Source organism: Janibacter cremeus, from assembly GCF_029395675.1.
In the GTDB taxonomy this organism is placed as follows: domain Bacteria; phylum Actinomycetota; class Actinomycetes; order Actinomycetales; family Dermatophilaceae; genus Janibacter; species Janibacter cremeus_A.
In genome coordinates this window covers 59,842-81,331 of sequence record NZ_CP115184.1, presented here as the reverse complement: position 1 = coordinate 81,331, position 21,490 = coordinate 59,842, and the positions used below count along the sequence as shown (strand labels likewise).

The following is a 21,490-nucleotide window of genomic DNA, read 5'->3' as shown; positions in this document are numbered from 1 at the left end:
GAGTGGGCGGCTGGTGAGCCGCTCGCAATCATCCCACACGTGCACGGACCGTTCGGCGCATGATGCCCGCCGTGTCCCGCCACAAGTGGTGCGGACGGGCCCGGGCGCAATACTCTGCGACCACGTCGAGCGCTCCCTCCCGGCACGCTCCGTGTCTCCTGTCCAGGTCTCACATCCAGGGAGCGCGCCTTGCGCCTGTCCACCGCCCTCGCGAGTCTCGTCACCACGTCCCTGATCGGGACGCTGCTGGCGACGGCGCCGACCGGATCCGCGAGCGCCGCCACACCCGCCGGGCCCGGCGCGGCCGCCGCCTCCGACGCCCGGGTGCGGGTCTCCGGTGACCTGCTCAGCACCGCGGTCGAGCGCCGTGGCGACCGGCAGTGGCACGCCGTGCAGGTGGCCGACCGCGTGCTCCCGGTCTCCGGCGAGGCCCTGGAGACGATCACCCCCGGCAGCCGGGTCAGCCTCGACGTCGCCGTGCCGCAGCTCGTCGCCGACGCCGCCGAGGACGGGCGCACCCTGCGCATCCCCGCCCCGGTGGGCACCCCCAGCACCCACCGGCTCGACCCCGGTGACGTCGACGCGGCCTCGGACACCACCCCTTCGCCCCTCGGCTCCGACCTGGGCCGGGCCACGGCCGACGCGGCACTGGCCCCCGACGCCCCGGAGCTCGAGGTGACCGAGGTCGTCGCGGCAGTGGCGCCGGCAGCCGCCACCTACACCCCGGCGACGCGCAGGATCACCTACGTCGCCGTCACGCCGAGGGGCCTGACACGCGAGCCGGTGTCGACCGCGACGGCGACCGGCCAGGTGGCCTCGGTCGACTCGTTCTGGCGGGACAACTCCCGATCCACGCTGCAGGTGGGGGCCCCGACGGTGCGGGCCCAGTACACCTCCGTGCACAGCTGCTCGAGCGCCGGTCCCTTCGACTACTGGGCGGAGGCGGCCGAGCGACTCGGGTGGACCTGGGCGGACAACGCGAGCCTCGTGGTCAACCTCCCCCGCTCCGCGGCCCGCGCCGGGTGCGGGTACGGGTACGGCACGATCGGGTCGGGGCCGAACGACGGGGGCATGCTCTCCGTCGCCGACACCGACTGGCCGGTGCTCGCCCACGAGCTCGGGCACAACATGTCCCTCGGCCATGCCAACTGGCTCGTGTGCCCCGGGCGCACCGATGCCCGGCTCGTCGACGACTGGTGGCCCTCGGACTGCACCGAGTACGAGTACGAGGACGGCTTCGACGTCATGAGCTACTCGGGGCCGAGCGAGGCGGCGATGCTCTCCACGCCGCAGGCGCTGCGGGTCGGCACCCTGGAGGCCGCCGCGGCCGTCACCGTCGGCCCGGGGACCACCTCCGTCACCCTCGCGCCCCTGTCGGGCCGCACCGGCGTCCGCGCCGCCAGGGTCACGAACTCGGTCACCGGGACGACCTACTACGTCGAGTACCGCACCGCGTCCGGGCGCGATGCCCACACCCCCACCGCGGCGGTGCCGGGCGTCCGCGTCCTGCGCTACAACGGCCTGTCCGGCGCGAGCGTGCTGCTCGACCCGACACCCGGCACCGCGCCCGACGCCGACGGGGTCCTCGCCGCCGGCCGGACCTTCTCCAGCCACGACGGCCGCATCAAGGTCACCACGGTCTCGACGAGCAGCAGCGACGCGGTCGTGAGGATCTCGAACAACGCGACGCTGCGCCTCTTCACCAACACGGCCGTCCCGCGGATCACCGGCACGAAGGGGGTCGGCAAGAAGCTCACCACGTCGAACGGCGCGTGGTCCCCGACCCCGACGTCGTACACCTACCGGTGGAAGCGCAACGGCGTCGCGATCACGGGAGCCACCGCGCGCACGTACACCCCGAGGACCGCGGACGCGGGCCGCTACCTCACGGTTACGGTCAGGGCCCGACGCGCGGGCTACAAGAACAAGCCCGCCACCTCCTACCGCGTCGGCATCCCGATGCACTCCACGACCCGCCCGTACATCTCCGGCACACCCGCCGCGGGGCGGACCCTGACCGCCAGGGTCGGGGCGTGGACGCCGCGACCCTCGAGCTACCGCTACCGGTGGTACCGCAACGGGACCCGGATCACGGGAGCGACCGCGAAGACGTACACGGTCAGGCGGATCGACCGGGGGAAGCGGATCAAGGCCCGGGCCACGGCCCGCCGCACCGGCTACGTCAGCGGCTCGGCGATCACCTACAGCAGGCTCATCCGCTAGCCGACACCTACGATGCGGGCATGATCCGTCCGGGCCTGGCACGCGTCGTCGGAGCCTCCATGGAGCCGACCCTGCACGAGGGCGACCTGCTGCTCGTGCTCTGGGGCGCCCGGGCGCGGGTCGGCTCGCTGGCGATCGTGCGGCTCCCCCGCGACGCGCACGGCATGCCGCGACCGGTGTCGGTCAAGCGCGTCACCGGCACCGACCCGGCGGACCCGGACCGGTGGTGGATCGAGGGGGACAACCCCGGCGTCGGCGTGGACTCGTGGCTCGTGGGCTCCCTCCCCCGCTCGGCGGTCCTCGCCCGGGTTGTACTGCGAATACCTTGCAGGAGAGCCTCCTTCACGTGACGTCGTCGGGGCTAACGAGTAGGTTGAAGACGGCGCCGCTCGCATGACGGGCGGCAGCAACCGACCACGAGAGGAAGGCACCACATGCGTCTTCGCGACATCTTCCAGATCACCGAGGTCAGCGCCCACTGCGACCTCCCCTGCGGTGTGTACGACCCCGCGCAGGCTCGCATCGAGGCCGAGTCGGTCAAGATGATCATCCAGAAGGCCAACGAGAGCGACGACCCGGACTTCCGCGCCCGCGCGATCGTCATCAAGGAGGAGCGCTCCGAGCTGGTCAAGCACCACCTGTGGGTGCTGTGGACGGACTACTTCAAGCCGCCGCACTTCGATAAGTACCCGCAGCTGCACGTGCTGGTCAACGAGGCCACCAAGCTCGCCGGCGCCTCCGGCACCAAGGGCACCTTCGACGAGGGCAAGGCCGACGAGCTCCTCGCCAAGATCGCCGAGATCGACAAGATCTTCTGGGAGACCAAGCAGGGCTGAGCCTGCTCGTCCCGATCGTCGGGGGTCCACTGCACACGGTGCGGTGGGCCCCCTTCGTCATGCCGGCACCGCTGGCTGAGGTGCGAGGAGCTCTGCGACGAGCCACGAAGCCACGTCGACCACCGCTGGTTGAGGCGAGAGTCCGCGCAGCGGGCGAACCTCGAAACCAGCCCGACCTACACCACCAACGCACCCTCGGCGACGAAGACCTGCTCAAGGGCCGCGACGACGTCCGGGTCGTACTCGTAGCCCAGACCCAGGTGCAGCCGCTCCAGGGCCACCTGCCGGGCCCGCGGCGAGCGCGCCCCCTCGGTGATGTCGTCCCAGGCATTGGCGACGCGCACGATGCGCGACTCGAGCGGGATGCGCTCGCCGAACTCTCGCCACTGGCGGAAGGGCGTGCGCACTTGGTCCAGCAGTGGCAGCAGCTCCTCGAACATCGGCGCGCTCCCGACGATCCGCACCGTGGTGCAGGCGATCTGCTCCTGGGTCTGGGAGGAGGCGTTGAGGGTCCTGCCCCCCGGCAGGGGTTCCGGCAGGCCGAGGTGCCCGAGGTCGTGCAGCAGGGCCGTGCGCTCGATGCGTTGGGAGGTCTCCGGGTCCACACTCATCTCGTTCGCGATCCGCACCGCGATGTCGGCGACCCGGCGCCCGTGCCCGGTGCGGGAGAAGCCGCTGACCTCCGGCAGGCGGGACATCGCGGCGATCGACTCCTCGAGGTCGCGGCGGCTGTCCTGCACCCACTGGACCGCGAGGTACATCATCAGCACCGGCAGGAGGAGCAGCGGGATGGCCACCCAGTCAAGGACCGGGTGCGCCACGGCGATGAGGGGGCCGGCGGAGGCCGTGGCCGCGGCGATCCCGGCGAGCGGACGGATCTCGTCGGTCATCATCCCCAGGAGCGTGCCGCCCTCGTCGAGCCAGAGGACGGCCTTCTCCAGGACGCCCTCGAAGAGGCCGCCCACGGCCGCCACCGCGAGGAGGGCGAAGACCGCGAGCGAGCGCCGCGTGCCGTCCGCGAAGGCCCACTCGACCACCGTGGTGTCGCCGATGCTGACGTCCCGCGCCAGCACCGCGGTCAGGGCCATGCCGAGGAATCGGGCAGCGAGAGACCCCTCGACCAACTGCCTCCCTCGCAACCGGCGAGCCACGCCGCCGATGAGCATGCCCAACCAGACGATGACCAGGACGGAGGCAGCGCCGGGTGCCCGCCCGTCGAAGTTCAGCGGGGCGAGGATCAGCCCGAGGGCCGCCGCCGTCGTCAGGGGCGTCAGCACCCGCTGGGCCAGACTGACCGGCAGCTGCATGCCGACGATGATCGCGATGAACGCGACGACGACGAAGGGGGTGAGGGCCGACCCGTCCAGCTCTCCGCGAAGGGTGGCGAACGACCCGAGGATGACCGCGACGGCGAAGAGGAGGATCCCGGGCCTGGTGTGATTGTGGTTCATCGGACCACCGCCGGGAGCTGTCCCCGCCCGTGGGCTCGCCGGAGCGCGTTGACGCACACCTCATCCAGGGCCGTGCCGACCCGGGCCTCGCAGAGCCGGACTGCTTCCTCGGCGGTGCACCCGTCCGTGACCGCGTCGCTCCAGGCATCGGCGACCGCGAGAACACGGGCGCCCAGGGGGATCTGCTCCCCGACCAGGCCTTCCGGCCAGCCCTGTCCGTCGACGCGCTCGTCGTGCCCGGCGATGTACTCCACCGGTCCGGCGAGGAAGCCGATCTGTCCGAGTACCTTCGACGACGCCACCGCGTGGTCGCGCCGGACGATCGCCGCCGGCCTGCCCTCGAGCGCGAGCAGGCCCACGTCCCGCAGCCGAGCGGACATGACGACCTTGTCGACGAATGACGGCCGCAGCCCCACGGCCGCAGCGATCGCGCTCGCGGCGCCGGCTGCCAGACGGCTTGAATCGGCTGCTCCCGGGTGCCGCACATCAAGAGCGGTGACGAAGGGGGCGAGCACCTCGTGCCGAATGGCCCACTCGTCCGCGAGCTGTCGCAGGCTCCACTGGATGACGACGATGGTGGGCAGGAAGAACAGCGCGGAGATCCATCCCAGCCGTGCCGGTGACCACAGCACCACCAGAAGGTAGGCAGCGACAAAAGACAGGGCATAAGAACTGAGGACACGTGGCAGAGCGTCCCGAAGGATGAAGGCAAGCGAACCACCCGTGTCCCGCTGGAGCACTCCGGCCAAGAGCGTCGTGTTGACCAGGGCGGCAGCCGCGCTGGCCGCGACCATTGCGACAACGAGCGTGAACAGGTCCACATTCTCCAAGCCGGGCCGCAGAGCGATCCCACCGGCCCCGTGGTACGCCAGCGAACCAACCAGTACGAGAAGCACCCGCTGGGCCGAGTTGAAGATCCGTTTGATGGCCGATGTGCGTTCGGTCATCGCGGGGATGAGCGACACGACGCTGGCCCCGACGCCACCGATGAGGGGGATGGCTGCGATCTGCACTATGGCCGAGACCGAGAACTGCATCGGACCGATGGCTTGGGGTCGCCCGAGCGAGGCGATGAAGGCCACGACAAGGAACGCGATTACCCAAGAGGTTGGCTGGGGAGCGCCATGGAGCCATACGGCGCAGAGAAGCGCCATCACTGCCGCAATAGCGACAGTGACGACGTAGATCACGGTCGACCGAGGTGCCGCCTCAGCCGACCGGTCGGGTCGCGTCAGCGGGGCCAGACGCGACCGTGCGGCGCGGGTCAGGCCCAGTCGACGTTGTCCGTGCCAGCGGCCCAGTCCACATTGCGAGTGGCCTTGGCCCAGTCGACGTTGAGGGAGGACTTGGCCCAGTCAACGTTGAGGGTTGAGGAAGCCCAGTCAACGTTGAGCGTCGAGGTGGCCCAGTCAACGTTGAGCGAGGACTTCGCCCAGTCGACGTTCCCCTGAGTGCTGGCACCACCAATGAGGCCGCCGAGCGAGAGGGCAAGGGCGGAAGCGGCGAGCATCATCTTTGTCTTCATAGTGCACATGATGCCAGTAAAATGGTATGGCGGGAAGGAATGTGGTGATCATTTCTTGCCGTGTCAGAATTATTCCCCTGACCACCGGGCCGCCGATCGGCGGTTACACCGACCCCGAAGGGAGTCACCATGAGCAAGCGCGCTCGCAAGCGTCGTGACCGCAAGAAGAAGAACGCGAACCACGGCAAGAAGCCCAACGCCTGAGTCCACGACTCAGCCGACGAAGGGGGCCGCGCCCGGTTGACACCGGGCCGGCCCCCTTCGTCATGTCCCAGCCCCGGCGGCTGAGGGACTTCCCACCCGGTGGCTGAGGTGCGAGGAGCCCTGCGACGAGCCTCGAAGCCACGGACCTGTGGACAATCCCCCTTCGCCATGAGCCCGACCTGATGTGCTTGGAGCCATGGCGCACACCTCCATCCTGCGCTGCGGCGACGGCAGCTACTACGTCGGCAGCACGCGCAACCTGCAGCACCGGATGCAGCAGCACGCCGTCGGACGAGGCGCCGTGTACACGAGCACCCGGATGCCGGTCGAGCTCGTGTGGGCCCATGAGACCGAGCGCGTCACCGAGGCGTACGCGTTGGAGAAGCGCATCCAGGGCTGGTCACGCGCCAAGCGCGAAGCGTTGATCCGGGGAGACTTCGCGGCGCTGCCGGGTTTGGCGAGGCGGCGTGGTGGTCGGGCGCCGGACTGAGCGTGATTTCGAGGCTCCGGCCGCGGGCGGCCTCCGCACCTCAATCACCGGGTGGAGGCACGAAGAGCGTGATTTCGAGGCTCCGGCCGCAGGCGGCCTCCGCACCTCAATCACCGGGTGATGAGGGCTCCTTGGAATGAGGAGGCGGGCGATGACGTTGGACCTCGCGAGAGAACTGCGAGGGACAGGAGCCGGACTTGCTCGTGCTGCACGCCGGAGAGCGCACCGCCACCCCACTAGGGTGGAGTGCAATGAGCGACCCCACGACCGACGATCTGGAGGCACAGGCCCAGGCCGATGCCGCAGTTGACGTCGAGACCGAGACCACCGAGCAGCGCCGTGCGCGCTTCGAGCGCGAGGCGATGCCGCTGCTCGACCAGCTCTACTCCGCGGCGCTGCGCACCACGCGCAACCCGACCGACGCCGACGACCTGGTCCAGGAGACCTACGCGAAGGCCTTCGCCGCCTTCCACCAGTACCGCCCGGGGACCAACCTCAAGGCGTGGATGTACCGGATCCTGACCAACACCTACATCAACACCTACCGCAAGAAGCAGCGCGAGCCGAAGCAGTCGGACAGTCCCGAGGTCGAGGACTACCAGCTGCACAAGGCCGAGCAGCACACGTCCAAGGGCCTGCGTTCCGCCGAGGTCGAGGCCTTGGACCGGATGCCCGACAGCCAGGTCAAGCAGGCCCTGCAGGACCTGCCCGACGACTTCCGGATGGCCGTCTACCTGGCCGACGTCGAGGGATTCGCCTACAAGGAGATCGCCGAGATCATGGGCACCCCCATCGGCACGGTCATGTCGCGCCTGCACCGGGGACGCCGCCAGCTGCGCGAGATGCTCACCGACTACGCCGCCGACCGCGGGGTCGCCGCTGCGAAGGAGAACCAGTCATGAGCCATGACGAGCACGTGGACTGCTCGCAGGCGCTCTACCGGATGAGTGAGTACCTCGACGGCGAGATGACCACCGAGGACGCCCGCGAGATCGCCCGGCACCTCACCGAGTGCGCCCCCTGCCTCGAGGAGCACGAGCGCGAGCAGATCATCAAGCAGCTGATCCGCCGATCCTGCGCCCGGGAGACCGCTCCCCCACAGCTGCGCACCATGATCATGCAGCGCATCACGTCCATCTGCGACGACGGGTCCTGGGCCGAGGTCACCCAGGTGCGGCGCGTCAGCGAGGGCTGAGGCTGGTTTCGAGGCTCGTCGCAGAGCTCCTCGCACCTCAACCTCCGTTGGATACGCACCTCGACCACCCTCTGATGCCGGCCCGGTTAGGGTGACTGCATGCGCGTCCTCGTCACCGGCGGAGCCGGGTACATCGGCTCACACACAGTCGTCCGACTCGTCGAGGACGGCCACGAGCCGGTGATCCTCGACAGCTTCGTCAACTCGCGGCCGAGCGTCGTTCCCCGGCTCGAGGAGCTGACCGGACGCACGATCGAGACCCACTCGTTCGACCTGCGCGACGTCGACAAGACGAACGCACTCCTCGCCGAGGGACGGTTCGACGCGGTCATCCACTTCGCCGGCCTGAAAGCGGTCGGTGAGTCGAGCCAGATCCCGCTGGAGTACTACGACAACAACGTCGGCTCCACGCTCGTCCTGGCCCGGGCGATGGACCGAGCCGGCATCCCCGTGCTCGTCTTCTCCTCGTCGGCGACGGTCTACGGCGAGCTCGCGCCGGTCCCCTACGTCGAGACCCACGAGCCGCTGGCCTCCAACAACCCTTACGGCCGCACCAAGTTTGTCCAGGAGATGCTGCTCCGCGACGTCGCCGCAGCTGGCGGCCCCCGTGTGGCCCTGCTGCGCTACTTCAACCCTGTCGGCGCGCACCCCTCCGGCCGCATCGGCGAGGACCCGCACGGTGTGCCGAACAACCTGATGCCCTTCATCGCCCAAGTCGCCGTGGGCCGCCGTGAGCAGTTGCAGGTCTTCGGTGACGACTACCCCACCCCCGACGGCACGCCCCAGCGCGACTACCTGCATGTGGTCGACCTCGCGGAGGGGCACGTCGCCGCGCTGGAGTACCTGCGCGACCACCCCGAGGTCGCCGAGCGGGCGTGGAACCTCGGTGGCGGCCACGGCACGTCGGTGCTCGAGATGATTGCAGCCTTCGAGTCGGCAAGCGGGCAGGCCATCCCCTACCAGGTGGCGCCGCGCAGAGGAGGCGACCTGGCCGCATTCTGGGCCGACGCCTCCCGTGCCGAGACCGAGCTGGGCTGGCGCGCCGAGCACACCATCGAGCAGATGTGCGCCGACACCTGGCGCTGGCAGTCAGCCAACCCGCAGGGCTACACCGACTAACAAGTACCCGCCAGGCCCGCACCGACCAAGGCTCGGGCGGCGGTCAGCTGGCTCCGAAGCCGCTGACGAACGCGTCCGCGACCAGGTCGCCTGCCTCAGCGGAATCGATCAGGCCGGCTCCGGCCGCGCGGACTGCGGCCATCAGCGTCCCGGCGAGCACCAGCCCGAGCCATGCGGTGTTCGCACTGGTGGGGAGGTCGCCGGTCTCGACCCCGCGCGCCAGCACGCCCCACAGGGGCGCCAGTGCCTCGTTCCGGGCGGCGAGGAAGTCCTCATCGGTGTCGGCGCCCTCGCTGAGCAGGATCCTGAACCGCACGCCGAGCGGGACGAGCACGGCGGCTGCCCGGCGGATGCCCTCGCGAGTGTCGCACTCCAGCAGGTCCGCGTCGGCGAGTGCGGTGGCTGCCCGGGAGAGCGCCTCCGCCCGGATCGCGGCGCGGAGCGCCTCACGGTTCTCGAAGTGTCGGTAGAGCGTCGCCCGCCCCAGGCCGGCGCGGGTGGCCACCTCGGCCAGGGACGAGTGCGGAGCCACCGCCAGCACGTCGGCGGCCGCGTCGAGCAAGGCGGCGCGGTTGCGCACTGCGTCGGCGCGGGCGTGCTCCTCACCTTGGACGGCCATGCCGGGAAGCGTACCCACGTGCGTTCTCCGCGGGGGATGTATGCTGATGAAACGAGACAGACTTGTCTCATTTGACCCCGGATGAGGGGTCAGGCCACTCCGTACCGAACCGCCGGGAGCCGTGATGCTGCGAGCACTAGCCACCTTCTCCGTCCGCCACCGATGGCTGGTCATCGTGACCTGGCTGCTGCTGGTCGGCGGCCTCCTGTTCGCCGGCCAGTCCTACGGCGGCTCGTTCAGCAACGACATGTCGATCGAGGACACCGACTCCCAGGCCGCCTACGACGCCCTGGAGGAGCAGTTCCCCGAGATGTCCGGTGACGGGATGCAGGTCGTCATCCACGCCGAGGACGGCGTCAGCGGCCCACAGATCCGCAAGGCCGTCAACGCGGCCGTTGCGGACGTGGCCGAGCTCAACGGCATCTCCTCGGCGTCGTCGCCGTACGGACCCGGACCGGAAATGGTCTCCGAGGACGGCGCGACTGCCGTCTCCACGGTCCGGTTCACCGACCGCGCGGCCGACATCGAGGAGGACCACATCGAGGCCGCGCAGGACGCGTTCGCCCCGGTCGAGGACCTCGGCGTGCAGGTCGAGTACGGCGGAGCCGCGCTCGACGCGGAGAACCACCCCTCGGGCAGCGAGGCCATCGGCCTCGCCGCAGCCGTCCTGGTCCTGCTGGTGGCCTTCGGCTCGGTGTTCGCGATGCTGGTGCCTCTGATCACCGCCGTCCTGGCGCTCGGCATGGGCATGGGCGCGATCTTCCTGCTGGCCGAGTACGTCGCCGTCGGCACCGCCGGCCCAGTGGTCGCGGCGATGATCGGACTCGGGGTCGGCATCGACTACGCCCTGCTGGTGGTCACCCGGCACCGCGAGGGCCTGGCCACCGGCCACCCAGCCAAGGAGTCCATCCCGATCGCGCTGTCCACCGCCGGTCGCTCCGTGCTCGTCGCCGGCACCACCGTGATCATCGCGATCCTGTCGCTGTACGCCATCGGCATCCCCTTCGTCGCCACCCTCGGCCTGGCCAGCGCCATCACCGTCGCCACGACCCTGCTGGCGGCCGTCACCCTGCTGCCCGCCCTGCTCGGCGTCTTCGGGGACAACCTCGACCGGTTCCGGGTGCGACGGACCCGCCTGGACCACGGCGACGGACACGTCTCCGGCTGGCACCGGTGGACCCACCACGTGCAGCGTCGCCCGTGGCCCCACCTGGTCGCCGCCCTCGCGCTGCTCGCCGTGATGGCCGCGCCGGTGCTCGACCTGCGGCTGGGCACGGCCGACGCCGGCTCCGCCCCCGAGGACAGCACCGAACGCGCCGCCTACGAGCTCGTCGACGACTCCTTCGGTGCCGGCTGGACCGGACCGCTCATGGTCACCGCCGAGTACGACGACAGCGGCCCCAAGCAGACCAAGAAGGCAGCCACCGACCTGGCCGCCGAGATCGCCGCAGTCGACGGGGTCGCGCAGGTCGCCCCACCGGTGGTGAACGAGGCCGGCGACACCGCCGTGCTCACCGTGGTGCCGACAACCTCCCCCGACGCGGCGGCCACCGAGGCCCTGGTCCATCACCTGCGCGACGACGTGCTGGCCGACCAGGCCGAGGGCGCCTCAGTCCACGTCGGTGGTGCCACCGCCACGAACATCGACCTCGCCGACAAGCTCGAGGAACGGATGCTCTGGTTCATGGGCTTCGTGGTCGGCCTGAGCTTCCTGCTTCTCCTGGTGGAGTTCCGCTCGATCTTCGTGCCGATCAAGGCAGCCATCATGAACCTGCTCTCGGTCGGGGCCGCCTACGGCGCCGTGGTCGCGGTGTTCCAGTGGGGCTGGCTCGCCGACCTCTTCGGCACCGAGCCAGGACCGATCGAGTCGTTCGCACCGATGATGCTCTTCGCGGTCCTGTTCGGCCTCTCGATGGACTACGAGGTCTTCCTGCTCAGCCGCGTCCGCGAGGAGTACCTCCGCACCGGCAGAGCCGGTGAGGCGGTCGCCGACGGCATCGCCGCCACCGCGCGGGTGATCACCGCCGCCGCCTCGGTGATGGTCGTGGTCTTCGCCAGCTTCCTGCTCAACGACGATCGGGTGGTCAACCTGTTCGGTTTCGGCCTCGCGGTCGCCATCGCGATCGACGCCACCATCGTCCGACTGGTCCTCGTCCCCGCGGTGATGGCGGTGGCCGGCAAGGCTGCCTGGTACATGCCCCGGTGGCTGGACCGACTGCTGCCCGGGGTCGAGCTCGAAGACCACCCGGTCGACCCGTTCGAGGAGGAGCTCGACGAGCTCGACCCGGCCGATGGTGCACCGCCCCCTGCCGCCATCGCACCCGCCAACGGCGCCGGCCGGGGCACGAGGCACGTCGCCCACACCCGCGCCCTGCGCACAGCCGACGTCGATGAGCCGACACCTGGCGCTGGCCGCCGGCCACCCCTCAGGGCTGCGACATCCAGCAGTGAGGAGTGAGCGCTCGCCCTGCCGCACGACATCGCGGCGGGTGCGTCACTCCTTCGGTAGGACGCGATGGCAGCGACGGCATGCAGTGCGGGTGCCGTTGGGGTGCGAGTAGTAGCGCCGCCCGTCATGGGCATCGACGATGGTGACGCGGTAGCGCTTGTGGCCGAGCAGGCGGCACAGGACCTTCATGCGCCCCGCCTCCCTGCTCGCTGTGACCGTGCATCGAAGGGGGTGTTGTCGGCGTCTCCCCACGCCGTCGAATTACTCATGAGGAAATATTACGGAATCACCCGTGACAAGTCACGGGGTGGTCAGCACTCTGTCAGTATTTGGACAACCCGGGGGGCGCGAACGGGATGAGCGCAGGGCAGCATTCTGTGGCCCTGGGCTCGTCTCTGGTGGGGTGTGGTTTCGAGGCTCCTCGCTGGCGCTCGTCGCACCTCAACCACCGTGGGGGGCTGGTGGTTTCGAGGCTCCTCGCTGGCGCTCGTCGCACCTCAACCACCGTGGGGGCGCGGTCAGGAGTAGCTGGCCTCTGCCATCACGGCAGAGTGGCGTCCTTCGCTCTTCGGCAGCACGCGGTGACACCTGTGGCAGGCGGTGCGGGCGCCGTTGGGGTGCGCGTAGTAGCGACGGCCGTCGAAGGCGTCCACGACGGTCACGCGGTAGCGCTTGTGGCCGAAGAGGCGGCACAACTTGGTCATGCGGTCCGCCCCTCTGCTCGCAGTGACAGTGCATCGAAGGGGGTGTTGTCGGCGTCTCCCCACGCCATCCAATTGCTCACAAGGAAAGATTACGGAAACGCCAAAGAAATGTCACGCGATAGTCAGCACTTCGTCAGTATTCGGACATCCCGGGGAACACACGGATGAGCGCAGGGCCGCGTTCTGCGGCCCTGCGCTCATCTCGGGTGGGGTGTGGTTTCGAGTGTGGTGGCTTCGAGGCTCCTCGCTGGCGCTCGTCACACCTCAACCAGCGTGGGGGTGGTTTCGAGGCTCCTCGCTGGCGCTCGTCACACCTCAACCACCGTGGCTCAGCGGGCGTAGATGTGCCGGGTCGCCCGGGCGCGGGCCTTCAGACCCTTCATGCCCTTCGTCCGCAGGATCTGGATCGTCTGCCCCAGCGAGGTGTCGTTGGGCAGGGACAGGCGGAGGATCTCGCTCCACGCCGAGCCGACCTGCTTGTGCAGCGGGCCGGTGACGTACTCCAGGCCGTACTTGTCGAAGAGCGCCTCGATCTTGGGGGCGATCTCCGGGTAGCGGCGGCTGGGCATGTCGGGGAAGAGGTGGTGCTCGATCTGGTAGCTCAGGTGGCCGGTCGCGATGTGCATCGCCGTCGAGCCGGTGATGTTCGCCGAGCCGAGCATCTGGCGCAGGTACCACTCGCCGCGGGTCTCCCCGTCGATCGAGTTCTTGGCGAAGGTCTTCACCCCGGCCGGGAAGTGGCCGCACATGATGACCGAGTGCGTCCAGTAGTTGCGCACGAGGTTGGCGACGACGTTCGCGCCGAGGGTCGACAGCGCGTTCGGCCCGGCCAGCAGCGGGAAGAGCAGGTAGTCCTTGCCGGCCTGCTTCTTGATCTTGTTGACGACCTTCTTCGCCTCGGCCATCCACTCCGGGTTGTCGTGGCGGGTGGCCCAGTGCTTGCCCAGCTCGAGGTCGTAGGCGGCGATGCCGTACTCGAAGAAGGTGGCGTTGATGAACTGGGTGACCGGCTGGATGAGGTAGCCCGGGTACCACTTCTGGGCGTCGTCGACGCGCATGATGCCGTAGCCGAGGTCGTTGTCGTGGCCGACGACGTTCGTGTACGTGTGGTGGACCTTGTTGTGGCTGTTCTTCCAGTGGTCCGCCGGGGTCACGTTGTCCCACTCCCACGTCGAGGAGTGGATCCTCGGGTCACGCATCCAGTCCCACTGGCCGTGGATGATGTTGTGCCCGACCTCCATGTTGTCCAGGATCTTCGACGCGCTCAGCGCGGCGGTGCCCGCCACCCACGCGACCGGGTTGCCGGAGAAGAACAGCGCCGCGCGGCCACCGATCTCGAGGTAGCGCTGGGCGGCGATGACGCGACGGATGTACCGGGCGTCCTTCTCCCCCAGCGAGTCCATCGTCTCGGTGCGGATCTCGTCGAGCTCACGCCCGAGCTGCTCGATCTGCTGCGGGGTCAGGTGTGCGATCGGGGACGGCGTCATGGTGACGTCGGTGTGGATCACCTCCGACGAGCCGCCGGTGATCCGGGCGTCGGTGGTGCGGGCAGTGGTGCGCTCGAGCGTCGCAGTCATCACTTCTCCTGGGTCTCGATGGTGCAGTTACCGGCGACGGCCGAGATGCAGGTCTGCACCTTCACGGCCGGGTCGTCCGGGGTGGTCGTGGTCAGGTCGCCGTTGCGCAGGTCGCGCACGGCACCGTCGGTCATGGGCAGGACGCAGGCGAAGCAGATGCCCATCCGGCAGCCGCTCGGCATGAGGACGCCGGCGTCCTCCGCCGCGTCGAGGATGGTGGTGCCGCCGTCGAGGTCGAGCTCCTTCTGCTCCTCGCCCGTACGCAGGGTGGCGGTGCCCCCTTCGCCGACCTCGATGATCGCCGGGCGGAAGCGCTCCACGTGCAGCAGGTCGCTGCGGCCGTGCGCCGCGTAGTGCTCCTCGAAGGCGTCGAGCATCGGGGTGGGTCCGCAGATCCACGTCTCGCGCTCGCGCCAGTCGGGCACCTCCTGCTCGAGCTGGTCGGGGGTGAACATCCCCTCGTGGTCGGTGTGGCGCACCATGACCCGCACGCCGGGAGCCGGGTTGGCCAGCTCGCGGGCGAAGATCACGTCGTCGGCGGTCGGCGCGGAGTGCGCGTGGACGACGTCGCGCCCGTCGAAGTCGTGGTTGCGCAGCATCCCCATGACGGGGGTGATGCCCGAGCCGCCGGTGAGGAAGAGGACCTTGGCCGGCACCGACTGCGGCAGCATGAAGTCGCCGGTCGCCTGGTCCAGCTGGACCAGCGTGCCCGGGCGGGCGTGGTGGACGAGGTGGCGCGAGACGACGCCGTCGGGCATCGCCTTGACGGTGATCGAGATCAGCCCGTCGCGCGCGCTCGTGTCCGAGGTCAGCGAGTAGGCCCGCCAGCAGCGCACACCGTCGACGTCGACGCCCAAGCGGATGTACTGGCCGGGCAGGTGGCCCTGCCAGTCCCTGCCGGGGCGGATGGTGATGGTGGCCGCGTCCGCGGTCTCCGGGGTGATCGCGACGATGCGCCCGCGCAGGTCGGCACCGGAGCGAAGGGGGGCGAAGAGATCGAGGTAGTCCTCGGGGATGACAGGCGTCGCCAGACCGCGCGCGAAGCGCGCCGCGGTCTCGCGGGCTCGGGTCAGAGTCGTTGCCATGTCTCCATCCTCCCGCCTCAACTGCCCACGGGATTGATCCTGCGCGAGTAGGATCTGACCGAGGTATTTGTTCACGGGAGACAAGTGGGGTGCTGGTGATGGATGACGAGCCTTCGCACGAGCCTAAGCAGTTGCGAAAGGAGGGGGCGGGGAACTCGCAAGAGCCTAAGCAGTTGCGAAAGGAGGGGGCCGGGAACTCGCACGAGCCCACGCAGTTGCGAAAGGACGGCGGGCGGACCGCCCAACGGGCCGCGGCGCTCGCCCTCGACGAGGCGACGGTCGACGCCCTTCGCCAGCACCTGCCGCGGGTGGCCAAGCTCGTCGTCGCCGAGATCATGCGCGAGGTGCCCGCCTACGACGTGCCCTTCCAAGGCCGGATGGGGCGGGTGATCGAGAAGGCCGTGCAGGTCTCGCTGGAGAGCTTCGTCTCGCTCGCCGGGCAGACCACGCCCCGCTCGGACGCGCAGGTCGGCGTCGGGGTCACCGCCGCCCGCGACCTCGGGCAGGCCGAGGCGCGCACCGGCCGGCCCGTCGAGGCACTGCTGTCCGCCTACCGGGTGGGCGCCGGCGCCGCGTGGCGCGAGCTGTCCGTCGAGGCCATCGCCGCCGGGGTCGACGCCGCGACGCTGGGGCGCTTCGCCGAGCTGGTCTTCACCTACATCGACGAGCTGTCCGCCGCCTCGGTCGCCGGGCACAACAGCCAGACCACGAGCGCCGAGCGCGCCCGCATCGTCCACCTCGACCGGCTGACCCGCGGGCTGCTCACCGGTGCCGGTGAGGGTGAGCTCGACGCCGCCGCGGCCGCCGCCACGTGGACCCCGCCGCGCACGCTCACCGCCGTGCTCGTGCCGAGCCCACGCCTGGGCACCACCGCCGCCGTCCTCGACCCGCGCACGCTCACCCTCTCCGAGGACCTCCCCCAGCGCGAGGAGCACCCGGTCAGCGGGCAGGCCGCGCTGCTCGTCCCCGACGCCGGGGGCCCTGCCCGGGCCCACCTGCACGAGGTCCTCGAGGGCCGCCCCGCCGTCATCGGCCCCGCCCGCCCGTGGCAGCTCGCCGGGGAGTCCTACGACCGGGCGGTGCGGGCGCTGCCGCTGGCCCCCGCGGACGCCCCGCTCGACACCGACGCGGTGCTGCCCGAGCTCGTCCTGCAGGCTGACCCGACCGCCCTGGCCGACCTGCGCGAGGCGGCGCTGGCTCCCTTCGCCGATGTCGCCGAGGGCACCGCCGACCGGCTCGCCGAGACCCTGCGCGCGTGGCTGCTGCTGCAGGGGCGCCGCGAGATCGTCGCCGAGGTGCTGCACGTGCACCCGCAGACCGTGCGCTACCGGATGAACCAGGTGCGCGATCTCTACGGCGACCGACTGACCGACCCGGACGAGGTGCTGGCGATCATCCTCGCGCTGGGCACACGACCCTGAGCAGATGCGCCGATCCCGCACGGGAGCCTAAGCAGATGCGAAGCCGTGCGCAGGAGCCTAAGCAGATGCGGCCAGTCTCGCCGCCACTGCGTCGGCCACGGCGGCACCGTCGGTGAAGGAGTGCGACCCGGGTGCCTCGTCGACGCGCACGCGGTCGCCATCGATCTCGACGCCCTCGCCCGAGAGCGCGCGTCGCACGTGGTCGGGCCCGCCGAAGGGGTCGCGCATCCCCTGCACCACGTGCAGCGGCAGCCCGGCGCGGATCGGCAGCAGCAGCTCGCCGATACGGGACTTCTCCGGGGGCTTGCCGGCCGGCAGCAGCGGGAAGGACAGGCACAGCACGGCCTGCGCGCCGAGCTCCTCGCCCAGCCGGCAGGCCACCCGCGCACCGGCGCTGCGCCCGCCCATGACCAACCGGCCGGGCAGGTCGTCGCGCACCGCGGCCACGATCTCGCGCCAGTCGGCATCGAGCCTCGGCGGCATCGGCGCGACCTTCTTGCCGGCCACCCGCCACGGCATCTCGACGAGCGCGACGGTCCAGCCCAGCGGCGGCAGCGCCGCCGCGATCGCGGCGAGGTCCTTCGCGTCGACCCCGCCGCCGGCTCCGTGGGTGAGGAGCAGGGAGCCGGCCGGGTCCCCCTTCGCCTCGTGGAAGTGGACCCTGGCCGGGCCCTGCTGCGTCACTACCTCGATCATGCCCCGATCACCTCTCCGGTCTCCGGGTCGACGACGCCGACCAGCTCGCTCTGCGGGAGTGGCTCGAGGAGGCCCGGACCATTGTTGCGCGTGGCATTGACCGCCGTCGAGATCGGATGGGCCGCGAACCGTCCCGGCTGCGAGAAGGCGAGCAGGTCCTCGATCCCCGTCGGGTCGGTGAGGTCCGGGTCGAGCCAGCGCTCGTGGTCCGCGCGCTCGAGGACGAGGGGCTGGCGGTCGTGGATGCGGTCCATCCCCGGCTCCGCAGCGGTGGTGATGATCGTGAAGCTGACCAGCCATGCCGCCGGGTCGTCGTCGGGCAGCGCGCGGTCCCGCCAGAACTCGTACAGCCCCGCGAAGGTCAGCAGGTCACCGTCCCCGCGGTGGATGAAGAAGGGCTGCTTGCGCGGCTTGCCCTTGGCATCGGTCGCGACCGGCGAGGCCTGCCACTCGTACCAGCCGGCCGCCGGCACGAGGCAGCGCCGCACGGCGGCCGCCCGGGCGAAGGAGGACTTCTCCAGCACGCTCTCCGCGCGGGCATTGGTCATCCGCAGCCCCACCTTGGTGTCCTTGGCCCAGGACGGCACCAGGCCCCAGGTCAGCAACCGCAGCTGGCGAAGGGGTGCTCCCGGCTCGTCCTTCGGCGCGCGCGTGAGGATGACCGGCGCCTGCTTCGTCGGCGCCATGTTGTGGTCCGGGGTGGCCGGCGGCGGGTCCTGCGGGGACTTGAGGATCGAACGGGTGGGCTCGCCCGTCCGGTCGGCGTCGATCTCGAACTCCTCGATGAGCTCACCCGGGTCGGCCGTGGCCGCATATCGTCCACACACTGCTCCAGCATAGGCGCCCTGTCGGCGGGTACGGGCAGGATGTAACGAACTACGGTAGGCATGTACCGACCCGACCGGGACCCGCCCGGTCGGTGCAGCGACACACCCCACGACGACAAGGAGACCGCACCATGATCGTTCGTCGAATCGCCCGTCCGCTCCTCTCGAGCATCTTCATCCTCGGCGGCATCAACGCCGTGCGCTACGCCTCCGCGCACAAGGACGCCGCCGAGCCGGTGATCAAGAAGCTCGCCGCCCCGCTCGGCCTGCCGGAGGACTCCGAGCTGCTCGTGCGCGCCAACGGTGCGGCGATGATCGGCGGCGGTGTGCTCGTCGCGACCGGCAAGGCCCCCCGCCTCGGCTCGCTCGTGCTGCTCGGCTCGATCGTCCCCACGACGCTGACCCACCAGTGGTGGACCGAGACCGACCCGGAGAAGAAGCAGGGTGAGCAGGTCCAGTTCTTCAAGAACCTCTCCCTCCTCGGTGGTCTGCTGCTCGCGGCCGCCGACACCGAGGGCAAGCCCGGGCTGAGCTACCGCGCCAAGCAGGCCAAGAACAGTGCCCGCCGTGAGGCCAAGCTCGCGGCCCTCCAGGCGAAGAACGCGGCGCACTGACCCGGATGACCAGCCCAGATTGGCATCCCCCGGCAGCGTCCGGACCGCTCGATGCGACCGTGACGCTGCCGGGGAGCAAGTCGCTGACCAACCGCTATCTCGTCCTGGCCGCCCTGGCGAGCGGGACATCCCGGCTGCGCCGCCCCCTTCGCTCCCGTGACACCGAGTTGATGGCGCAGGGACTGCGCCAGCTCGGCGCCGGCGTCGACGACGCCACCTCCTCGGCCGACGCGCTGACCTCCCCCGACTGGCTCGTCACCCCCGCCACCCTGCGCGGCGGCGGGACGATCGACTGCGGTCTCGCCGGTACCGTGATGCGCTTCCTGCCGCCCGTGGCGGCCCTCGCACGCGGGCCGGTCTCCTTCGACGGCGACGAGCACGCCCGCACCCGGCCCATGGCCGCTGTCCTCGATGCGCTCCGCGACCTCTCGGTCGGCGTCGACGACGGCGGGACCGGCACCCTCCCCTTCGTCGTGGAGGGACAGGGCTCCGTCGACGGCGGCACCGTCACCCTCGACGCCTCGGCCTCCTCGCAGTTCGTCTCCGCGCTGCTCCTGGCCGGCGCACGGTACGGGGAGGGGATCACCGTCGTGCACAACGGCGGGCCGCTGCCCTCGCTCCCCCACATCGAGATGACCGTCGAGACGCTCCGCGATGCCGGTGCCGAGGTCGACGACTCCGAGCCCAACACCTGGCGCGTCGAGCCGGGAGAGCTGTTGCCGCTGGACGTCACGGTCGAGCCGGACCTGTCCAACGCCGCACCCTTCCTCGCCGCCGCGCTCGTCGCGGGCGGGACGGTCGTCGTACCGGACTGGCCGCAGCACACCACCCAGGCCGGGGACCGCATCCGCGACGTGCTCGACCAGATGGGTGCCGAGGTCCGGCTGGACGCGCGGACGCTCACCGTGGCCGGTGACGGGCACCCGCAGGGGGTCGACCTCGACCTCAGCGACGCGGCCGAGCTCACGCCGGTCGTCGCCGCCCTCGCCGCGTGCGCCGAGGGGCCCTCGATCATCCGCGGCGTCGGGCACATCCGCGGGCACGAGACCGACCGGATCGTCGCGCTCGCGCAGGAGCTGGGCGCCCTTGGCGTCGAGGTGACCGAGCGCGAGGACGGGCTGCGGATCGACCCGCGGCCGCTGCGCCCGGCGACCTTCCACACCTACGCCGACCACCGCATGGTCATGGCCGGGGCGGTCATGTCGATCGCCGCCCCCGGGACCGTCATCGAGGACCCCGGGACCGTCGCGAAGACGCTGCCCGGGTTCGTCGGACTCTGGGAGTCCATGATCAGGACGTCGGCCGGCTGATGGGCCGCTCGGCGCGCCAGTGGGACGAGTCCGACATCCGCGTGCGCCCCAACCGCCGGGGCTCACGACCGCGCACCAAGGAACGCCCCAAGCACGAGGACGCGGTCATCGGTCGCGTCACCGCCGTGGACCGGGGACGGTGGACGACCCTGGTCCCCGGTCCACCCGAGCGCGTCGTCACCGCCATGCGCGCCCGCGAGCTCGGCCGCACCCCGATCGTCGTCGGTGACCGGGTCGGCATGGTCGGTGACACCTCCGGGCAGCGCGACACGCTCGCCCGGATCGTGCGGGTCGAGGAGCGGGACACGGTGCTGCGGCGCACCGCCGACGACACCGACCCGGTCGAGCGGGTCATCGTCGCCAACGCCGACCAGCTCGTCGTCGTGGCGGCGCTTGCCGATCCCGAGCCGCGGCCGCGCCTGATCGACCGGTGCCTCGTCGCCGCGTACGACGCCGGTATGGACCCGCTGCTCGTGCTGACGAAGTCCGACCTCGCGTCCGCCGAGGACTTCCTGGCGCAGTACGCGCCGCTGGACGTGCCGCACGTCGTCACGTCGGTGCTCGGCGCGCAGATCCCCGCACTGGACGAGCTGCGCGAGCGCCTCGCCGGTCGCGTGTCCGTGCTCGTCGGCCACTCCGGCGTCGGCAAGTCCACGCTCGTCAACGCGCTCGTGCCGCAGGCCCACCGCGCCACCGGCCACGTCAACGACGTCACCGGCCGGGGGCGGCACACCTCGACCAGCGCCCTCGCGCTGCGGCTGCCCGGCGTTTCCCGACCCGAGCCCACCCCTTCGCAGGAGCCTAGGCAGTTGCGAGAGGGGGACCCGGAGAACTCGCAGGAGCCTAAGCAGCTGCGAGAGGGGGACCCGGATGCGGCCGGGTGGATCATCGACACCCCGGGGATCCGCTCCTTCGGGCTCGCGCACGTCGAGGCCGACACGATCATCCGGCACTTCCCCGAGCTCTGGGAGGGCGCCGAGGACGGGTGCCCGCGAGGCTGCAGCCACGACGAGCCGGACTGCGCCCTCGACGCCTGGGTGGCCGAGGGCCACGCGGGTCCGGGCGGGGAGCAGCGGCTGGACTCCCTTCGCCGGTTGCTGCGGGCACGCTCCGGCGAGGACAGCTGATCCCTCGGGTACGTTGAC

General features: G+C 70.7%; 23 protein-coding genes. 13 read left to right on the top strand and 10 right to left on the bottom strand.

Features of this window, described 5'->3' with window-relative positions; all coding sequences use genetic code 11:
* The first annotated feature begins 189 nt into the window (after positions 1-189).
* From O9K63_RS00380 to sodN, 3 genes are all read left to right on the top strand, one after another.
* Positions 190-2,223 (top strand): hypothetical protein, encoded by a 2,034-nt coding sequence (locus tag O9K63_RS00380; protein WP_277239749.1) that lies wholly within the window; start codon positions 190-192, stop codon positions 2,221-2,223.
* A 20-nt stretch (positions 2,224-2,243) separates the two neighbouring features.
* The gene (locus tag O9K63_RS00375; protein WP_277239747.1) at positions 2,244-2,573 is read left to right on the top strand and encodes a S24 family peptidase; all 330 of its coding nucleotides are present in this window, start codon (positions 2,244-2,246) and stop codon (positions 2,571-2,573) included.
* Between the two features lie 84 nt (positions 2,574-2,657).
* Positions 2,658-3,059, top strand: coding sequence for a superoxide dismutase, Ni (sodN, locus tag O9K63_RS00370; protein ID WP_277239745.1), 402 nt, complete (start codon positions 2,658-2,660; stop codon positions 3,057-3,059).
* Positions 3,060-3,235: 176 nt separating this feature from the next.
* On the opposite strand, the gene O9K63_RS00365 is transcribed toward sodN, so the two are convergent.
* The 3 genes from O9K63_RS00365 to O9K63_RS00355 form a co-directional block, all read right to left on the bottom strand.
* Entirely contained in the window at positions 3,236-4,510 is a 1,275-nt protein-coding gene (locus O9K63_RS00365; protein ID WP_277239743.1) for an HD domain-containing phosphohydrolase, read from the bottom strand.
* Entirely contained in the window at positions 4,507-5,700 is a 1,194-nt protein-coding gene (locus O9K63_RS00360; RefSeq protein WP_277239741.1) for an HD-GYP domain-containing protein, read from the bottom strand. The genes O9K63_RS00365 and O9K63_RS00360 overlap by 4 nt, the downstream gene beginning before the upstream one ends.
* Before the next feature lie 74 nt (positions 5,701-5,774).
* A complete protein-coding gene (locus O9K63_RS00355) occupies positions 5,775-6,035 on the bottom strand; it encodes a hypothetical protein (protein ID WP_277239739.1) in 261 nt (86 codons plus the stop codon).
* A 129-nt stretch (positions 6,036-6,164) separates the two neighbouring features.
* Between O9K63_RS00355 and O9K63_RS16825 the strand changes: the two genes are divergently transcribed.
* From O9K63_RS16825 to galE, 5 genes are all read left to right on the top strand, one after another.
* A complete protein-coding gene (locus O9K63_RS16825; RefSeq protein WP_422389016.1) occupies positions 6,165-6,239 on the top strand; it encodes a 50S ribosomal protein bL37 in 75 nt (24 codons plus the stop codon).
* Between the two features lie 196 nt (positions 6,240-6,435).
* On the top strand, positions 6,436-6,729 hold the full coding sequence (locus tag O9K63_RS00350) for a GIY-YIG nuclease family protein (protein ID WP_277239806.1): 294 nt from the start codon (positions 6,436-6,438) through the stop codon (positions 6,727-6,729).
* Between the two features lie 251 nt (positions 6,730-6,980).
* The gene (locus O9K63_RS00345) at positions 6,981-7,631 is read left to right on the top strand and encodes a sigma-70 family RNA polymerase sigma factor (protein ID WP_277239735.1); all 651 of its coding nucleotides are present in this window, start codon (positions 6,981-6,983) and stop codon (positions 7,629-7,631) included.
* Entirely contained in the window at positions 7,628-7,924 is a 297-nt protein-coding gene (rsrA, locus tag O9K63_RS00340) for a mycothiol system anti-sigma-R factor (RefSeq protein WP_277239733.1), read from the top strand. Before O9K63_RS00345 ends, rsrA begins: the two co-directional genes overlap by 4 nt.
* Before the next feature lie 99 nt (positions 7,925-8,023).
* A complete protein-coding gene (gene galE, locus O9K63_RS00335) occupies positions 8,024-9,043 on the top strand; it encodes a UDP-glucose 4-epimerase GalE (RefSeq protein WP_277239731.1) in 1,020 nt (339 codons plus the stop codon).
* 43 nt (positions 9,044-9,086) lie between these two features.
* Here galE and O9K63_RS00330 read toward each other — a convergent pair whose 3' ends face one another.
* On the bottom strand, positions 9,087-9,662 hold the full coding sequence (locus O9K63_RS00330; RefSeq protein ID WP_277239729.1) for a TetR/AcrR family transcriptional regulator: 576 nt from the start codon (positions 9,660-9,662) through the stop codon (positions 9,087-9,089).
* Between the two features lie 124 nt (positions 9,663-9,786).
* Between O9K63_RS00330 and O9K63_RS00325 the strand changes: the two genes are divergently transcribed.
* Complete coding sequence (locus O9K63_RS00325) at positions 9,787-12,120, top strand: MMPL family transporter (RefSeq protein WP_277239727.1); 2,334 nt, start codon at positions 9,787-9,789, stop codon at positions 12,118-12,120.
* Between the two features lie 36 nt (positions 12,121-12,156).
* On the opposite strand, the gene O9K63_RS00320 is transcribed toward O9K63_RS00325, so the two are convergent.
* The 4 genes from O9K63_RS00320 to O9K63_RS00305 form a co-directional block, all read right to left on the bottom strand.
* Positions 12,157-12,300 carry a hypothetical protein gene (locus O9K63_RS00320; protein ID WP_277239725.1) on the bottom strand — a complete coding sequence of 48 codons (144 nt, stop codon included), beginning with the start codon at positions 12,298-12,300 and terminating at the stop codon, positions 12,157-12,159.
* A gap of 329 nt (positions 12,301-12,629) precedes the next feature.
* Entirely contained in the window at positions 12,630-12,815 is a 186-nt protein-coding gene (locus O9K63_RS00315) for a hypothetical protein (RefSeq protein WP_277239723.1), read from the bottom strand.
* 329 nt (positions 12,816-13,144) lie between these two features.
* Positions 13,145-14,392 carry a fatty acid desaturase family protein gene (locus tag O9K63_RS00310; RefSeq protein WP_277239721.1) on the bottom strand — a complete coding sequence of 416 codons (1,248 nt, stop codon included), beginning with the start codon at positions 14,390-14,392 and terminating at the stop codon, positions 13,145-13,147.
* A complete protein-coding gene (locus O9K63_RS00305) occupies positions 14,392-15,477 on the bottom strand; it encodes a ferredoxin reductase (RefSeq protein WP_277239718.1) in 1,086 nt (361 codons plus the stop codon). The genes O9K63_RS00310 and O9K63_RS00305 overlap by 1 nt, the downstream gene beginning before the upstream one ends.
* A 98-nt stretch (positions 15,478-15,575) precedes the next feature.
* On the opposite strand from O9K63_RS00305, the gene O9K63_RS00300 reads away from it, so the two are divergent.
* Complete coding sequence (locus tag O9K63_RS00300; protein WP_277239716.1) at positions 15,576-16,898, top strand: PucR family transcriptional regulator; 1,323 nt, start codon at positions 15,576-15,578, stop codon at positions 16,896-16,898.
* 57 nt (positions 16,899-16,955) lie between these two features.
* On the opposite strand, the gene O9K63_RS00295 is transcribed toward O9K63_RS00300, so the two are convergent.
* Complete coding sequence (locus O9K63_RS00295) at positions 16,956-17,594, bottom strand: alpha/beta hydrolase family protein (RefSeq protein ID WP_277239714.1); 639 nt, start codon at positions 17,592-17,594, stop codon at positions 16,956-16,958.
* A complete protein-coding gene (locus O9K63_RS00290) occupies positions 17,591-18,421 on the bottom strand; it encodes an SOS response-associated peptidase (RefSeq protein ID WP_277239712.1) in 831 nt (276 codons plus the stop codon). Before O9K63_RS00290 ends, O9K63_RS00295 begins: the two co-directional genes overlap by 4 nt.
* Positions 18,422-18,552: 131 nt before the next feature.
* Between O9K63_RS00290 and O9K63_RS00285 the strand changes: the two genes are divergently transcribed.
* The 3 genes from O9K63_RS00285 to rsgA are packed head-to-tail and all read left to right on the top strand — an operon-like array spanning position 18,553 to position 21,472.
* Positions 18,553-19,035 carry a DoxX family protein gene (locus O9K63_RS00285; protein ID WP_277239710.1) on the top strand — a complete coding sequence of 161 codons (483 nt, stop codon included), beginning with the start codon at positions 18,553-18,555 and terminating at the stop codon, positions 19,033-19,035.
* A gap of 5 nt (positions 19,036-19,040) precedes the next feature.
* Entirely contained in the window at positions 19,041-20,345 is a 1,305-nt protein-coding gene (gene aroA / locus O9K63_RS00280) for a 3-phosphoshikimate 1-carboxyvinyltransferase (RefSeq protein ID WP_277239708.1), read from the top strand.
* Positions 20,345-21,472, top strand: a complete 1,128-nt coding sequence (gene rsgA / locus O9K63_RS00275) for a ribosome small subunit-dependent GTPase A (RefSeq protein ID WP_277239706.1) — start codon at positions 20,345-20,347, stop codon at positions 21,470-21,472. The genes aroA and rsgA overlap by 1 nt, the downstream gene beginning before the upstream one ends.
* The last annotated feature ends 18 nt before the right edge of the window (positions 21,473-21,490 follow it).

Coding starts and splice junctions, on each gene's coding strand:
- O9K63_RS00375 (WP_277239747.1), top strand. CDS start 2,244: ATGATCCGTCCGGGCCTGGCACGCGTCGTCGGAGCCTCCATGGAGCCG.
- sodN (WP_277239745.1), top strand. CDS start 2,658: ATGCGTCTTCGCGACATCTTCCAGATCACCGAGGTCAGCGCCCACTGC.
- O9K63_RS00365 (WP_277239743.1), bottom strand. CDS start 4,510: ATGAACCACAATCACACCAGGCCCGGGATCCTCCTCTTCGCCGTCGCG.
- O9K63_RS00355 (WP_277239739.1), bottom strand. CDS start 6,035: ATGAAGACAAAGATGATGCTCGCCGCTTCCGCCCTTGCCCTCTCGCTC.
- O9K63_RS00350 (WP_277239806.1), top strand. CDS start 6,436: ATGGCGCACACCTCCATCCTGCGCTGCGGCGACGGCAGCTACTACGTC.
- O9K63_RS00345 (WP_277239735.1), top strand. CDS start 6,981: ATGAGCGACCCCACGACCGACGATCTGGAGGCACAGGCCCAGGCCGAT.
- rsrA (WP_277239733.1), top strand. CDS start 7,628: ATGAGCCATGACGAGCACGTGGACTGCTCGCAGGCGCTCTACCGGATG.
- galE (WP_277239731.1), top strand. CDS start 8,024: ATGCGCGTCCTCGTCACCGGCGGAGCCGGGTACATCGGCTCACACACA.
- O9K63_RS00330 (WP_277239729.1), bottom strand. CDS start 9,662: ATGGCCGTCCAAGGTGAGGAGCACGCCCGCGCCGACGCAGTGCGCAAC.
- O9K63_RS00325 (WP_277239727.1), top strand. CDS start 9,787: ATGCTGCGAGCACTAGCCACCTTCTCCGTCCGCCACCGATGGCTGGTC.
- O9K63_RS00320 (WP_277239725.1), bottom strand. CDS start 12,300: ATGAAGGTCCTGTGCCGCCTGCTCGGCCACAAGCGCTACCGCGTCACC.
- O9K63_RS00315 (WP_277239723.1), bottom strand. CDS start 12,815: ATGACCAAGTTGTGCCGCCTCTTCGGCCACAAGCGCTACCGCGTGACC.
- O9K63_RS00310 (WP_277239721.1), bottom strand. CDS start 14,392: ATGACTGCGACGCTCGAGCGCACCACTGCCCGCACCACCGACGCCCGG.
- O9K63_RS00305 (WP_277239718.1), bottom strand. CDS start 15,477: ATGGCAACGACTCTGACCCGAGCCCGCGAGACCGCGGCGCGCTTCGCG.
- O9K63_RS00300 (WP_277239716.1), top strand. CDS start 15,576: ATGGATGACGAGCCTTCGCACGAGCCTAAGCAGTTGCGAAAGGAGGGG.
- O9K63_RS00295 (WP_277239714.1), bottom strand. CDS start 17,594: ATGATCGAGGTAGTGACGCAGCAGGGCCCGGCCAGGGTCCACTTCCAC.
- O9K63_RS00285 (WP_277239710.1), top strand. CDS start 18,553: ATGATCGTTCGTCGAATCGCCCGTCCGCTCCTCTCGAGCATCTTCATC.
- aroA (WP_277239708.1), top strand. CDS start 19,041: ATGACCAGCCCAGATTGGCATCCCCCGGCAGCGTCCGGACCGCTCGAT.
- rsgA (WP_277239706.1), top strand. CDS start 20,345: ATGGGCCGCTCGGCGCGCCAGTGGGACGAGTCCGACATCCGCGTGCGC.